The sequence below is a fragment of the Clostridium sp. AF15-41 genome (genome assembly GCF_003604095.1).
In the GTDB taxonomy this organism is placed as follows: domain Bacteria; phylum Bacillota; class Clostridia; order Lachnospirales; family Lachnospiraceae; genus Coprococcus.
This window is the reverse complement of sequence record NZ_QTMQ01000002.1, coordinates 34580-49380: the sequence shown is the minus strand read 5'-3', so window position 1 is coordinate 49380 and position 14801 is coordinate 34580. Positions and strand designations below refer to the sequence as shown.

General features: G+C 42.8%; 14 protein-coding genes. 2 read left to right on the top strand and 12 right to left on the bottom strand.

Annotation, left to right across the window (positions count from 1 at the left end; all coding sequences use genetic code 11):
* Positions 1 to 143 precede the first annotated feature (143 nt).
* The 5 genes from DWW43_RS01665 to DWW43_RS01645 form a co-directional block, all read right to left on the bottom strand.
* The gene (locus DWW43_RS01665; protein WP_119962547.1) at positions 144 to 1664 is read right to left on the bottom strand and encodes a glycoside hydrolase family 32 protein; all 1521 of its coding nucleotides are present in this window, start codon (positions 1662 to 1664) and stop codon (positions 144 to 146) included.
* 11 nt (positions 1665 to 1675) lie between these two features.
* Positions 1676 to 2236: a GNAT family N-acetyltransferase gene (locus DWW43_RS01660; protein WP_119962546.1), complete on the bottom strand. Its 561-nt coding sequence runs from the start codon at positions 2234 to 2236 to the stop codon at positions 1676 to 1678.
* 153 nt (positions 2237 to 2389) lie between these two features.
* Entirely contained in the window at positions 2390 to 2614 is a 225-nt protein-coding gene (locus tag DWW43_RS01655; RefSeq protein WP_117823027.1) for an aspartate dehydrogenase, read from the bottom strand.
* 26 nt (positions 2615 to 2640) lie between these two features.
* Complete coding sequence (locus DWW43_RS01650) at positions 2641 to 3231, bottom strand: M48 family metallopeptidase (RefSeq protein WP_119962545.1); 591 nt, start codon at positions 3229 to 3231, stop codon at positions 2641 to 2643.
* Between the two features lie 64 nt (positions 3232 to 3295).
* Positions 3296 to 4852 carry an ABC-F family ATP-binding cassette domain-containing protein gene (locus DWW43_RS01645; protein ID WP_008402300.1) on the bottom strand — a complete coding sequence of 519 codons (1557 nt, stop codon included), beginning with the start codon at positions 4850 to 4852 and terminating at the stop codon, positions 3296 to 3298.
* Positions 4853 to 5269: 417 nt separating this feature from the next.
* Between DWW43_RS01645 and DWW43_RS01640 the strand changes: the two genes are divergently transcribed.
* Positions 5270 to 6214, top strand: coding sequence for a GTP-binding protein (locus DWW43_RS01640; RefSeq protein ID WP_119962544.1), 945 nt, complete (start codon positions 5270 to 5272; stop codon positions 6212 to 6214).
* A gap of 111 nt (positions 6215 to 6325) precedes the next feature.
* Positions 6326 to 7813 carry a DUF1846 domain-containing protein gene (locus tag DWW43_RS01635; protein WP_119962543.1) on the top strand — a complete coding sequence of 496 codons (1488 nt, stop codon included), beginning with the start codon at positions 6326 to 6328 and terminating at the stop codon, positions 7811 to 7813.
* A gap of 71 nt (positions 7814 to 7884) precedes the next feature.
* On the opposite strand, the gene DWW43_RS01630 is transcribed toward DWW43_RS01635, so the two are convergent.
* From DWW43_RS01630 to DWW43_RS01605, 7 genes are all read right to left on the bottom strand, one after another.
* A complete protein-coding gene (locus DWW43_RS01630) occupies positions 7885 to 8208 on the bottom strand; it encodes a type II toxin-antitoxin system RelE/ParE family toxin (protein ID WP_119962542.1) in 324 nt (107 codons plus the stop codon).
* Entirely contained in the window at positions 8201 to 8377 is a 177-nt protein-coding gene (locus DWW43_RS12050) for a hypothetical protein (protein ID WP_156782873.1), read from the bottom strand. The genes DWW43_RS01630 and DWW43_RS12050 overlap by 8 nt, the downstream gene beginning before the upstream one ends.
* A gap of 212 nt (positions 8378 to 8589) precedes the next feature.
* Positions 8590 to 9159 carry a DUF6553 family protein gene (locus DWW43_RS01625; RefSeq protein WP_119962541.1) on the bottom strand — a complete coding sequence of 190 codons (570 nt, stop codon included), beginning with the start codon at positions 9157 to 9159 and terminating at the stop codon, positions 8590 to 8592.
* Between the two features lie 24 nt (positions 9160 to 9183).
* Positions 9184 to 10224, bottom strand: coding sequence for a galactose ABC transporter substrate-binding protein (locus tag DWW43_RS01620; RefSeq protein ID WP_119962540.1), 1041 nt, complete (start codon positions 10222 to 10224; stop codon positions 9184 to 9186).
* Positions 10217 to 11191, bottom strand: a complete 975-nt coding sequence (locus tag DWW43_RS01615; protein ID WP_119962539.1) for a substrate-binding domain-containing protein — start codon at positions 11189 to 11191, stop codon at positions 10217 to 10219. Before DWW43_RS01615 ends, DWW43_RS01620 begins: the two co-directional genes overlap by 8 nt.
* Positions 11178 to 13073, bottom strand: a complete 1896-nt coding sequence (locus tag DWW43_RS01610) for a sensor histidine kinase (protein WP_207665983.1) — start codon at positions 13071 to 13073, stop codon at positions 11178 to 11180. The genes DWW43_RS01615 and DWW43_RS01610 overlap by 14 nt, the downstream gene beginning before the upstream one ends.
* A gap of 19 nt (positions 13074 to 13092) precedes the next feature.
* Positions 13093 to 14697, bottom strand: coding sequence for a response regulator (locus DWW43_RS01605; RefSeq protein WP_119962537.1), 1605 nt, complete (start codon positions 14695 to 14697; stop codon positions 13093 to 13095).
* Positions 14698 to 14801 lie beyond the last annotated feature (104 nt).

The following is a 14801-nucleotide window of genomic DNA, read 5'->3' as shown; positions in this document are numbered from 1 at the left end:
AGAGTCATGGGTAATACGGCAAATGCCGCACTTATTTCTAAACGAATGGTCATGTTTATTATACTACATCTGGTTTATCCGTCAAATAAATTCATTGCATTGTCGGTATTTCAGATTACTATATCTATAACCGGTATCAGAATTTATCTGTTCATCGGAATCTCAATATCGAACTTTTCTATATCGATTATCGCATTTCCATCACAGAAAAACGAAATGCCATCTGCTGTCTGCGGCGTATAAATTGTTGTACTCATTGACAACGCTCCGTCATTCACAAACAGTTCTACCGAATTGCGGTCAAGAATAAACCGTAATGTTATCCGTTCTGCTTCCGATTCTACCTCTGCCCGCCTGATGCAGACTACATCCCGGTTCATTCCTGCAAATGTCCGGTCAACTTCGATCTCCCGTTTTCTTCTGTTATATGTAATTCTGGTATAATGCTCTGCATCTTTTGCTACATCAATATAAAACTCCTGAAATTCACCGGATTTTATTGTTACTGTCATATCCAGCGTTCTTCCCTTTATCCCATCAAAGTTCTGCCCGCCTTCTACCTTTTCATTCGAATAGGAAACCGGCCGAACCCGATATTGCTCCAGTTCTTTCACAGGTTTCTGGATGATCCTGCCATCTGACAGATATAATTCTCTTGGGATTGTCATCATGCCCTGCCACCCCTGTCCATCCGGGATAAATGAATTATGCCATGACTGCATCCATGCGATCAAGATTCTCCTTCCATCCGGAAGTTCTGTCGTCTGTGATGCATAAAAATCCAGACCTTTATCAAGTGTATGTGGCTGCCCCATTTGAAACTGCTTTTTTGCATGATCATATGTTCCAACAACATAGATCGCATTATTACCATTATGCAGTTCATTTCCCTGCGCCTGTACATCAGGTGGTGAAAACAACAGCACATCTTTTCCGTCCAACCTGAAATAATCCGGACATTCCCATACGCTTCCTAACCGTTCCATGTGCTCTGCAAATACACCTTCATATTTCCAACAACCTGCTGCTTTCTCAAAGGCTTCTGTCTCCTGTTCGGTAAGCTCTGTTTTTTCCAGATATTGATGTATTTCAGAATTTGAAAATAACGCGATCATTCCTTTATTCTGAGCATCCCGGCTGCAGGTCAGCATATAGTAAATACCATCTTCTTCCCATACCTTCGGATCTCTGAAATCAATATGGCTGAATCCCTCCGGCATCACCGCCCCTGTGAGAACAGGATTGTTCTTCAGCTTCTTATAACCTACACCATCTCCAACTGCCATACACTGATTCTGAAGATTGCAGCCACCATTCTTATCTTTACTGACTCCTGTATAAAACAACACATGTCCAAGATTTGTCATAACTGCCGAACCGGAAAAGCATCCTTCCTCATCGTATTCCTTATCCGGTGCAAGTGCCGTCGGATACTGCTTCCAACTTATCATATCTTCACTTACCTGATGCCCCCAATGCATCGGTCCCCATACATTGCTATATGGATGATATTGATAAAACAAATGGATTTGTCCCTTATATACTGAAAATCCATTGGGATCATTCATCCAGCCGATCGGTGGTGTCACATGAAATAACGGTCTTTTATCAGCATCAACTTCATATTCTTTTTCATATTTTCTGGCTGCTTCTAATGTATACATATTCTTTCTCCTTATCCAAGCTCCAACGTTGTCTTTGCAATCGCCTCCGGGATACCCTTTCCCAGTTTACACGTCATCTCATGCCACTGTTCGCCGCCCCACGAAGAAACCGACATGCCGTTATCCTCGTATCCCATCTTCTGGTACATGGCAACCCTGGATTCCAGACAGGTAAGGATCAGTCGCTTTCGTCCATTCTGTCTTTCCCTGTTCTTATAACATTCCATCATCTCGGAAGCCAGCCCAATCCTGCGATATTCCGGCAAAACATCAACACCAAGGATCATTACATTTTTTCCGGCAGGATCATACAGATCTGCATTCTGAAAAAATTCATCACGCAAAACCGTTTCATTTGTAGACAGACCATTAATAAATCCGGCAATCTTACCTGTTGCTTTATCTACCGCAACCAGAAACATTTCCGGCACTTTCTCCACACGCAAATGCATCATCTCCGGAGTACAGGCCTCATTCGGAGGAAAACAGATCCGTTCGATCTCTGCTGTTTGCTCTGCTTCATTCTTTTTAATATTTCGAAACTCAAATCTTACTAAATTTTCCTGTGTCACTGTTAAACTCCTTCTTACTATTTGTTATGAACTCTGTATTATAGATAATATAGGAACTAATTTTTCAGGAGGAACTATTATGGGTATTAAAGGCATCGATATAAACAAAAACGGGGTTACACTCGGCGATCATATTGAAAACATGAAAGAAAATCAATATATCTTTGGAATCTCCGCATCCTGCGGGATTCCATATTTTTTCCGGAAGACTTTCAGATCTTCTTTTCCACGGATCAACATGATATCTTCAAATATCCCGTTATGAATATCCTGAAAACCAGCGACCTGTTCACCGGTGCAGATACTGCATTTGATGACCGGTCGTTTACTCTGACTATCATATGATGCCTGCTCTTTCTTTTTTCGAAATAATCCCATATTAAACTTCCTTTACATTTCAATTTTTAATTCGCCAGTTGATATTCTTTTAACTGCTTCCGTCTCGCTCTATAGTCCGGGCAATACCGCGCTACCTCTGACCAGAATTCTTTGGAATGATTCATATGTCGTCTGTGCGCCAGTTCATGCACTACCACATAGTCAAGTAATTCATCCGGCAGATAATATAACTGATAATTAAAATTCACATTTCCGGCACTGCTGCAGCTTCCCCATCTGGTCTTCTGGTTGCGGATCGTGATGCGCCCAACTGTCACCTGCATAACCGCACAATAATACTTTACCCGATCTGCTATCTTATCCTTGATCTTCTGAATCTCTGCATCTGATAACGCATCCATAGATGGAACCTTAATTTTCGTTCGTGCATCCGCACGCTTTTTTACCTGATCCACCTTCTTTAAGATCCAATCCTGTTGTTTCTCTATAAATGCTTTTAATTCCCGGTCAGATAATCTCGCCGGAATCCTTGCAAGTACCGTTCCATCCGGTCGCACCTCCAGGCCGAGACTTTTTCTCCCGGATCTTATAACCTGTACCCGGATATTTTCATTTGTCACTTTGTCATTCAGTATTATCTCTGTCAGCATATTCATGCCGTCTATATTCCCATCCGATTATAGACAGTCTACACCTCATGATTATAAATTTATTTCTTTATTACAGTGTCAACACACTGTACTCTTCCAGATTCCACACCTTTGTCACGATATCTGAATAGAACTCCGGCTCATGGCAGACTAACAAAACCGAACCGTGATAGTCTTTCAATGCCCGCTTCAATTCGTCCTTTGCATCCACATCCAGATGGTTTGTCGGCTCATCGAGGATCAACAGATTCGTCTCCTGATTGATCAGTTTACACAGGCGTACCTTTGCCTGCTCACCACCGCTTAATACCTTAACCTTACTCTCGATATGCTTGGTTGTCAGTCCGCATTTGGCAAGTGCCGATCGCACCTCATACTGTGAAAATCCCGGAAATTCCTGCCAGATTTCCTCCAGACAGGTATTCTCTGTCCCAGCCATTTCCTGTTCAAAATAACCTTTATACAGATAATCACCCAGATGCACCGTACCGGATATCGGCTTGATGATTCCAAGCAAACTCTTAAGCAGCGTACTCTTTCCTATACCATTTGTACCAACGATCGCGATCTTTTCTCCACGCTCCATCCGAAGATTGATCGGTTTGGAAAGCGGCGCCTGTTTGTCATATCCGATCACCAGATCCTCAGTTTCAAATAACATCTTGCCCGGTGTTCTCGCTTCCTTAAAATAAAATTCCGGCTTTGGGCGTTCCCTGGCAAGTTCTATCACATCCATCTTGTCCAGCTTCTTCTGTCTGGACATCGCCATATTTCTTGTGGCAACACGCGCTTTATTTCTGGCAACGAAATCCTTCAATTCACTGATCTCCTGCTGCTGTTTCCGGTAAGCAGCCTCCTGCTGTGCCTTTCTCGCCTCGTATACTTCTAAGAATTTGTCATAGTTGCCGACATAGCGGTTCAACTCCTGATTCTCCATATGATAGATGATATTTACGACATCATTTAAAAATGGAATATCATGGCTGATCAGGATGAATGCGTTCTCATACTCCTGCAGATACCGTTTCAGCCATTCGATATGTTCTGCATCCAGATAGTTTGTCGGCTCATCAAGCAACAGAATCTCCGGCTTCTCAAGTAACAGCTTTGCAAGCAAAACCTTGGTACGCTGACCACCGCTCAGATCTGTTACGTCATGATCCAGTCCAAGTTCCAGAAGCCCCAGCGCTCTCGCTACCTGTTCCGTCTTGGCATCGATCATATAGAAATCATGATTTGTCAGAAGATCCTGCAGCGTGCCGACTTCCTCCATCATTTCCATGATCTCATCATCCGTTGCATCCGCCATGCTATCATAAATCTGGTTGATCTTCTCCTCCATCTCAAACAGATAGGAAAATGCTGACTTCAGCACAGATTCGATCGTCATTCCCTTTTCCAGCACCGCATGCTGATCCAGATAGCCAACACGCACATGCTTGTTCCATTCCACCTTACCTTCATCCGGCGCAAGTGTTCCTGTCACAATATTCATAAAGGTACTTTTACCTTCACCATTTGCTCCAACCAGTCCGATATGTTCACCGGCAAGCAGCCGGAAAGATACATTATTGAAAATGGCTCTGTCTCCAAAACCATGTGTCAAATTTTCTACATTTAAAATCATTCGTCTTACCCTTTTCCGTTTATTTCGTGATAAGGTTACTATACCTTATGGATAGGATTCAGACAAGATAACTTTTTCCCATTCCTTCGATTTTCTTTTTCCCCCGCCTGTGCTAGAATGTGATTGCAGATGGTATTCGTGTGTGCACTTATCTACTTCTATATTTGTGTATCCTTAACATTCCCAATCAGGGGACGCTTCCGCTCGTTTTCCCGCTGTGTAACTTCGAACTAACCTCGGATAAACCTCGGTAAGGTCTCAGTTAGGTCTGCAGCGGTACTAAGATGCCACTTATGTGCCATCAAGTACCGGCGACCTCAAATGCCCCTGTATTGGCAAGTTAAGATACACAAATAACATATAGGTTACGAATGCACACACGAATATCATCTGCAAATACAGCAAGAGGTGATTTTTATGATTCAGATAGATTTGATCACCGGATTCTTAGGTTCCGGTAAAACTACTTTTATAAGGAAATATGCTAAATACCTGATCGATCAGGGCTTAAATATCGGCATTCTTGAAAATGATTTTGGTGCAGTCAATGTCGATGCCATGCTGTTACAGGATATCCTTGGTGATAACTGTACACTAGAAATGGTTGCCGGCGGTTGTGATGCCGACTGTCACCGCAGACGATTCAAAACCAAGCTGATCGCAATGGGAATGTGTGGCTATGACCGCGTTCTGGTAGAGCCATCCGGCATCTTCGATATGGATGAATTCTTCGATGTCCTGCACGAAGATCCGCTTGACCGCTGGTACACGATTGGAAATGTTATCACGATCATTGATGCCACACTGGAGCAGAATCTCTCCGAAGCTTCCCGTTATCTTCTGGCTTCTCAGGTGGCACAGGCCGGCACTGTCTTATACAGTCATTCACAGGAAGTCACACCGGAACAGTTAGCCTCTACCAAAGATTATGTAAAACAGTCATTTGACATTCTGCACTCTAAGTCCACACCAAAGCAGGTCGTTCTGGAAAAAGACTGGAAAGATCTGACCGATGAAGACTATAAAGCGATCCTCTCATCCGGCTATCAGGATGCCAATTATACGAAACTCTGGTTTGACGACAAACAGACCTACGACAGTCTGTACTTCATGAATATGGATTTTACAGAGGATTTCTTAAAAGAAAGCTGCCAGAAAATCCTGCACGATCCAGCCTGTGGTAAGGTTTTCCGGATTAAAGGGTTCCAGAAGCTCGCTGATGGAAGCTGGATATCCATCAACGTCACACACCAGAAAACCGAGATTGCGCCGATTCCAAATGGACAAGCCATCCTGATCGTCATCGGCGAAGGATTAAATCAGGAAGCTATAGAAGGATATTGGGGAAAATCGAAGCCTTGAGTAAATTTTCTCTATATTTTCTCCCCTCTCTGTGGTATTCTCTTATAGGGCACTTCATTTTCTTAAGTGTCCACCGTATATTGATTAATTTACGAAGGAGAATTTCAAAAAATGAAACGCATTGGCTTCGACAATGACAAGTACCTGTCCATGCAGTCCGCACACATCAGGGAACGTATCGAACAATTTGGAGATAAACTGTATCTGGAATTCGGTGGCAAATTATTTGACGACTATCATGCCTCCCGCGTGCTTCCGGGATTTGCACCGGACAGCAAATTACAGATGCTCTTACAGCTTGCAGATCAGGCAGAAATGATCATCTCGATCAATGCCGCTGATATCGAGCGCAACAAGATCCGTCACGATCTGGGAATCACATACGATCAGGATGTTATCCGTCTGATCGACGTATATAAAAAGAAAGGGCTGTATGTCAGCAGCGTGGTTATCACACGATATGCCGGACAGCCATCCGCCGATATTTTCCAGAAGAAACTGGAAGCGATCGGCATCAAGGTCTACCATCACTATTCCATCGATGGTTATCCGAATAACATTGACTATATCGTAAGTGATGAAGGCTATGGAAAAAATGAGTATGTAGAGACAACCCGTCCGCTTGTCATTGTTACCGCACCGGGTCCGGGAAGCGGCAAGATGGCGACCTGTCTGTCACAGCTCTACCATGAGAACAAGCGTGGCATCAAGGCCGGCTATGCCAAATTTGAGACTTTCCCGATCTGGAATATCCCACTTAAGCATCCGGTCAATCTGGCTTATGAAGCTGCTACCGCAGACTTAAACGATGTCAATATGATCGATCCTTTCCATCTGGAAGCTTATGGGGAAACAACCGTCAACTACAATCGTGATATCGAGATCTATCCGGTTCTGGCTTCCATGTTCGAAGGAATCTATGGTTACTGTCCATACAAATCCCCGACCGATATGGGTGTAAATATGGCGGGAAACTGCATCATTGACGACGAAGCCTGCAGAGAAGCATCCAAGCAGGAAATTATCAGACGATATTACCAGTCTCTGAACCGTTTCGTCAAAGACGAAGCGACCAAAGACGAAGTATACAAACAGGAACTTATCATGAAGCAGGCGAAGATCACAGTCAATGATCGTGCTGTTGTTCCGGTTGCAAATAACCTTGCACAGGAAAATGGTTCCGCCGCCGCAGCCTTAGAACTGCCGGACGGAACGATCGTTACCGGTTCCACTTCCGATCTGCTCGGTCCTGCATCTGCCGTATTGTTAAATGCAATTAAGGTACTTGGGAACATTGATAAGAACACGCATCTGATCTCACGTACCTTCATCGAACCGATCCAGCACTTAAAGACCGGATACCTCGGCAGCAAGAATCCTCGTCTTCATACCGACGAAGTTCTGATCGCATTATCCATGTGCGCTGTCTCCGATCCAAATGCAAAGCATGCATTGGAACAGCTTCCAAAGCTGTCCGGCTGCCAGCTCCATGTATCATCGATCCTCTCTGCTGTCGATATGACAACCTTCAAGAAGCTCGGCATTGAACTTACGAATGAAGCCGTATATGAGGGTGCTGCTACGCAGGAAAATGCATAATGAATCATTAAAAAGCCAGATAAACACAATAATTAATGTTTATCTGGCTTTTTTGCCATATAACTCTCTTTTTACAACCGCATATTTAACAATATCGTTTTCGCATCTACCAACATATGTAACACACGCAAAATATAAACCGTTTCTCGCTTCAGATCTATAAAAAAGAAAATCTTATAATTTTTATAGTAACACTTTCGAATTCCTTTTTCTGCCAACTCTTCGTCTTCATCCACCTCATGCTGCATTGGCATAAATTCAAGATCTGCAATTGCTTTTCTCAATCCCTGCGCTAATTTGACTGCTGTCTCTGGTGCTTTCTTCTCATACGCTATATAATCTGTATTTTGAATAATATCCTGCTCCGCCAATGGCAAAATCATTACCTTATACATCCGAAATGTGATACCTGCTTTCTAATTCTGAAAAAAATTCTTTGTAATCTCGTCCTTTTCCATCCTGCATGTCCTGATAACTATCCAACACCATATCACGGACATCCTCCTGATTTTTTTTCATATTCCTTATATATTCCGACTGATTTACTGTTGCATAAGCTCCCATAATAATCACTCCTTCAAAATATTCCGTATTATATTTACAAATTAATTTTGTATCTAATATAAACATATTCTTATAAATCATGCACGAAAAAGAAATACTTTATTCTGATAAATTAGTGCTCATCTTTTTCTTAAATTGAGCATACCGCAAAAAACTTGTTTGTTCAAGCTAAACAAACAAGTTTTTATAATGCAGCAAACTATTCTACACCCCTACTTCTTCAGAAAATGCTCCCGGTTCGGGAATTCCTGTCGAAAGGCCTCAAGTGCCGCCTGCCGGAATACCGCAAACTCCTTATCCATATGAAGCATGTGCGGTGTGGCAAATGCGATCGTACTGATCTGATCTGCGATCTTCTTTGCTACACTTTCATCGGATAACTGCCCCATGCCAAATACAACAGAAGTAAATCCACGTCCGTTCTTGCTGACACCGATCAGCTTCAGGAAAGCATTTTTAATCTCATAAAATATCATTTCCTGCTTCTCGATATCCAGATTGTCATAGTTTCCGAGGAATAAACCTGTCAGAACTTCCGCAGCCTGCTTTCTTTTCTGTGCGCCAAGGCTCATGCCGCCACCTTCTGCGATATATTTCATCTGCATCAGATAGCCCACAAATGCATCATTCTTTGGTTTTCGTTTGCCATACCGGGCAATCCAGAGCTTCTCTCGAAATGCGTCCAATTCGTCCTTTGGATCTCCTGTATGTTCTTTTAGAAATGCCTGTCGTTTCTCAGCATCAATTTCATTATAAAAAGATTCAATCCATATATCCTGCATACCTGCAAACCTCCTGCTGCATAGTTATTTTTTCAAAAACTCATCCACATTATTGACATCGACCTTACGGTACTGTGCCATATAATACCGTTCATCCTCAAGTCCTAATATGCTCACATCATTTCCACGGAACAAGGCTACTGCAATCAGTGCAATCTTTCTCGCCTGAGCTTCTCTGTCATTATAGACAGTTCCTTGCATAGTGCCAAGCCGAACAGCTTCCAGCGCATCATCTAATCCATCGATACCAAAGATGACCGGATAATCACTCTGCATATATCCGGCATTCTTATAAGCCTCGACTGCACCGAGTGCCATCTCATCATTATTGGAAATAAGCATTTCTATCTGATCCCCATATTGACTGATCAACCGGCTCATTCGGTTCTCTGCCTGTGCGCGGTTCCAGTCTGCAAACTGATAGGTCAGTTTCTCAAGCTTCACACCATTTTCAAGAATGGTCTTTACCGAACAGTCTGTCCGGCTGATCGCATCCTGATGTCCGGCTTCACCTTCTAAGAGTACATACTGGATCTTACCATCCTGATTGCGATCCACCTCCGGATGATTCTTTATATATTCCGCAGCAATCTCACCCTGCATCTCGCCGGACTGTGCTGCATCACATCCAACATAATACAGCCTATCCCATTGCAGCAGATCCTCTCTTACCGGCTCTCTGTTAAAGAAAATCACCGGAATATTATTCTGTCTTGCGAGTCTTATAATATTTGACGGAGCAGTTCGATCGACCAGATTTACACAAAGTACATCGCATCCGGCATCGATCATTTCCTCCACCACTTCATCCTGTTCCTGCTGACTGTTATCTCCGCTTCTGACTGATACGATAACCTTCATATCACTTGCTTCTAATGCTTTCAGATCCTCCTTCAATATATCTGTCATCGCGTTGATAAACGGATCATCCGGCGTATATGTAACAACGCCGACCCGCAGAGTTCTGTCTTTCTGACTTTTCCTGCTGTCGCAGGATACCAGAGACATCATAACTGCCAATATGCATATACAAGCTATTATTTTTCTTGTTTTCTTTCTATTCATACGAATATAAAAACCTTTCTGTCTCTTCCGAAAACAGGTCATCCTTATAGATTACCCGTATCGCTTCTTCATGACTTTTTAATGTATATAATGGTCGTCCAAGTTCCTTTGCAATCTCATTTACACTCTCATAACCGATGCTGTACCCATCCGGTACAACAAGGCATTTAATCTTGTTGTAATCAAGCAGGGCAACGGATTTCATGCTTGTACCTACCCCATATATCTCTGCCCCTTTATAATACCCATTTTCAGCATTTTCACCGAGTGTATCAAGAGCTTCTGTATCCATAGCTGCTATATAATCCACCGCTTCCAGGGAATCCACCGCCTTACAGGTATCTTTACCGCTATTCTGATTATACGTCCAGGCAAGCTCACAGTTATATCCTGCAAGTGCATCGGTAAGTCCCTTTACACGGCTGACACTTGCCTCAGTCTCTGCCTGTCCGACAATCACTCCGACCTTCTTGCCTGCCTGCTTATCTGTATCATTTTTTATGATCTGCCTGCCGAGAGTGTAGCCGATCTGATAGTTATCCGGCTTTATCGTTACAAATCCGGTCGATTCTGTGTCATCTGCCATATATGCATCCTCCGTTATCAGAACAAAGGTCTCTTTCTCCGCCTGCAAAGACGCAAGCATATCTTTTGTATCTGTTCCGGGAGCAGGACAGATGATAAATGCATCCACATCATTTTCAAGCTGTTCATCGATCAGCTCTTTTTCATCATCTGCACTTACGATCTCATCTGTATTACAGATGATCAAATGAATGTTATTTACCTGCGCAGACTGCTTCAGTCCATTAACCAGACCTTCCCATCTGGTATTACCGGAATCCGGAAGAATAACTGCCACACGTTTCTGTGGATTATCTTCCCGAAAGATCCGGTTGATAAATATGCCGGCAATGGCAACCAGGATCAGCTCTGCTATAAGGAAAGTAATTCTATTTCTCTTCATCTGTCACTCTCCCCTTTCTATAATTCTGTGTTTCAAGCTGTTCCCGATTCTCCTCTGTATATGGAATAGCCGGTATGTGGATCACAATCCTTGTACCCTCGTCCGGCTCACTGTAAACCTCCAGACCATATTCATTTCCAAACATCAACTGAATTCTGGAATGAACATTGATCAGGCCGACACCTGAACCATGTTTTGGCACTTTGTTATTATCTTTTAATATATTCTCTACAATGTCCTCATTCATTCCCATACCATTATCTTCTACGGAAATATATATATCGTCGTCCTTTTTCTCTCCCCGGATCGTGATTTTGCCGCCGTCATCCTCATCCATATTCCCTACACCATAATAAATGGCATTTTCAAGAATCGGCTGAACGATCAGCTTTACTGTACAGTACTCATTAATCTCTTCATCAATATCAAATTCAATCTGAAAACGCTCCTTATATCGAACTTTTTGAATATTCATATAACTTCTGCTATGTTGGATCTCATCCGATATTCTGATCACCGTTCTGCCCTTTGACAGACTGATACGAAGCAGCTTTGCAAGCTCTGAGATCATAAACACCGCATCCAGGTTCTTCTTTGCTTCTACCATCCATGTGATGGATTCCAGGGTATTGTAGAGGAAATGCGGATTGATCTGGCTCTGCAGCGCATCCATCTCACTCTTTCTTCGTTCCGTCTGTTCCCGTATGATCTCCTGCATCAAAGCTTCGATCTGTTCATAGGATTTCTGAACGGAATATCCCAGATGACGGATCTCGGACGATCCACCGATGTAGATATCTGTCGGACCACCTGCCTCATATGCTTTGACTGATTCATTTAACTTCAGAATCGGCCTGGATATCTTCTTCGAAATAATACGGTTCACCCCTAAAAGCATCATCATAAGAATGATAACCGTTGTAATGATATAATACCGGAACCGGTTGATGCTCGCGATCTGTACACTTTCCGGAACTACACCGACCACCTTCCATCCGGTATAAGCAACACTGTTTACGATCACATTGCTTGTCCTGCCATTGACTGTAAGTTCATATGTTCCATCCTCATAGGTTGCTGCATCCCTGTATTCTTCTTTGAAATATCCTCTGTCCATATCGGTTCCGCGCGGATGATAGATCATCTGACCATCACGGTTGCACAGGTAATAATAGATGCCATTTGACGCATCGTTGATCCGTGCCAATGTATCCTCTATCACCGAATATTTCATATCGACCAGAAGGACACCACTTCCCGGCTGCTCACCATCGTTGATATCAACCGAACGGCTGAGAGATACAACCCAGTAATATCGATATGTGCCATCGACAAACAGATTCTGGATATGCGGTATAGAGAAATGAATATTCTCGATATCTTCCTCTGCATCCTGATACCAGTCCTGCTCCGACGGTTCCACAGCATCCTTCTGTACCGTGACCGGTTCTGCCGTAAGAAGATTCCCTTTATCATCATATAGCGCCATACTCTGGATCTTATCGGCATTGATCTCATATAACAGACTGAACTGCCGGTTAAAATCCCGGCTGGAAATATCATATTCCTGAATAATATTATAATTCACCGCATTCGTGATCTGACGCACATTTAACAGATCTGCATCCAGCTTTTCAACAGTATTTTCCACCATATTTTCCGTATTCGTGACCGCTGTCTGCTTAATCGCCATCTTAAAACGATTATACAACAGCAGACCCATGATAACTGTTGTAATGATCGTCAGGGCAGTAAGCACCGTCATAATGATCGACTGAATATCAAAACCTATAAATCTGCCGTGATAAAACCACCTCCGAAGACGTCCGATAATAGAACTTTCATTTTTCTTCTTTTTATTCTTTCTTATATTCTTCAACACACTTCCCCTTATTTATCCTTTATTTTTTCAGATGCTCCGTTCTGTATTTGGATGGCGAAACCCCAAAACGCTTCTTAAATACATAACTGAAATAATTTGCATCAAGATAACCGACCCGCTCTGCAATCTGATAACTTTTCTCATTTGTTTCGAGAATCAGTTCTGCCGCATGATCCATCCGGTAATCGGTCAGATATGTTACAAATGCTTTTCCTGTCTCTTTTTTAAATACACTGGAAAAATAAGAATTCGATACTCCAAGTGCCGAGCACACGGTATCCAGGGAAAGATTCGGCTCCATATACCTGTCATGCACCAGATTCTGCGCATCCGTAACCATACGTCTCGATGTACTGTTTCTGGCATTTTTCAGCTCCTCACTGATGGCTTTTGCCGAATCGATCATCCACGCGGTTAATGTGCTTTCATCCATCTCCGGTACACGTTCGTATGGATTTCCGACATTACCGCAAAACTCATTAAAATCTATAAAATTATTAGCACAGAATCGATAAAATGCTCCCACCATCTCCATGATCGCAAGGTTATACTGGTTCACGGTCTGCGCATTATTATGAAGCTTCTCCACTTCCTTCCGCACCGACTGTTCAAGTGTCTCCGGTACTCCCAGATGAATAGCCTTGAACAGATCATGCATCTTTGTATCCTCCGGCTGGATCAGGATCTCCTGCTCCTTCGGTGCGATCTCACCAATATTGATTGCACGGCTCGTTCCATATAATACACGATAAGAAACTGCTTCTCTTGCTCCATCATAAGAAGAATTAATGCTGATCAGATTATCACAGACTCTTCCGATTCCCGCAGTCACAACAGCTCCCATAACACGATATGCCCATTTGCAGAATCGGTCACAGGCATCTGTAAATGCAACGACCATTTCTTCCGTTTCCAGTTCTATGATCATAAGCGCATTTCCCAGATATGTGAACATATGATTCTTCCATTCCGGTGCTAAACGATCCTTGATCTCATGCTCAACTGACATGGCAAGCAGCAACGGATTCATACCATCCGGAACATGATGCTCCGAGGTATGAAAGATCGCACAGCAATAATACGGTCCTTTTATATCAATCTGATACGCATTCAAAAACTTCTCGCAATATTCTTCATTTACACGACCCTCGATCAACGAAACAAACAGATTCGTCTGAAGCACCGGAAGGGAATCCTTCAGATAATTCTCAAGCTTTGTTACATTCAGACGCTCTTCTCTCTCCTTATCCAGAGTCTTTTTCAACCGTTTCATACATTCCGTAAGCTCCAGAGCATTGATCGGCTTCAGCATGTATTCCTCTACTTCCAGATGAACAGCTTCCTTCGCATATTCAAACTCATCAAATCCTGTAAAAATGATGATATGGATATTCTGATATTCTTTATTCAATCTCCTGGCAAGCTCCAGTCCATCCATATATGGCATCTTGATATCGGTTATCACGACATCCGGCTGCTGCTTCTCCACGAGCTCCAGTGCTTTCACACCGTTTGTCGCACTTCCAACAACTTCAAATCCTAATATATCCCAATGAATCCTCTGTTCGATCGCATCGATTACTTCCACCTCGTCATCGACGAGTACCACTTTATAATTATCCATATCTCATTCCTCTTCTATTCTTTCTATCTGTTCCTTATTATAACAAATCTACGTTCAGAATGAACCCCAAAATCCCGTTTTACTATATATATCCAAATAAAATA

Bases quoted from the DNA above. Each gene is read 5' to 3' on its own strand.
- DWW43_RS01665 (WP_119962547.1), bottom strand. From the start codon at position 1,664: ATGTATACATTAGAAGCAGCCAGAAAATATGAAAAAGAATATGAAGTT.
- DWW43_RS01655 (WP_117823027.1), bottom strand. From the start codon at position 2,614: ATGGGATTATTTCGAAAAAAGAAAGAGCAGGCATCATATGATAGTCAG.
- DWW43_RS01650 (WP_119962545.1), bottom strand. From the start codon at position 3,231: ATGAATATGCTGACAGAGATAATACTGAATGACAAAGTGACAAATGAA.
- DWW43_RS01645 (WP_008402300.1), bottom strand. From the start codon at position 4,852: ATGATTTTAAATGTAGAAAATTTGACACATGGTTTTGGAGACAGAGCC.
- DWW43_RS01640 (WP_119962544.1), top strand. From the start codon at position 5,270: ATGATTCAGATAGATTTGATCACCGGATTCTTAGGTTCCGGTAAAACT.
- DWW43_RS01635 (WP_119962543.1), top strand. From the start codon at position 6,326: ATGAAACGCATTGGCTTCGACAATGACAAGTACCTGTCCATGCAGTCC.
- DWW43_RS01630 (WP_119962542.1), bottom strand. From the start codon at position 8,208: ATGTATAAGGTAATGATTTTGCCATTGGCGGAGCAGGATATTATTCAA.
- DWW43_RS12050 (WP_156782873.1), bottom strand. From the start codon at position 8,377: ATGGGAGCTTATGCAACAGTAAATCAGTCGGAATATATAAGGAATATG.
- DWW43_RS01625 (WP_119962541.1), bottom strand. From the start codon at position 9,159: ATGCAGGATATATGGATTGAATCTTTTTATAATGAAATTGATGCTGAG.
- DWW43_RS01620 (WP_119962540.1), bottom strand. From the start codon at position 10,224: ATGAATAGAAAGAAAACAAGAAAAATAATAGCTTGTATATGCATATTG.
- DWW43_RS01615 (WP_119962539.1), bottom strand. From the start codon at position 11,191: ATGAAGAGAAATAGAATTACTTTCCTTATAGCAGAGCTGATCCTGGTT.
- DWW43_RS01605 (WP_119962537.1), bottom strand. From the start codon at position 14,697: ATGGATAATTATAAAGTGGTACTCGTCGATGACGAGGTGGAAGTAATC.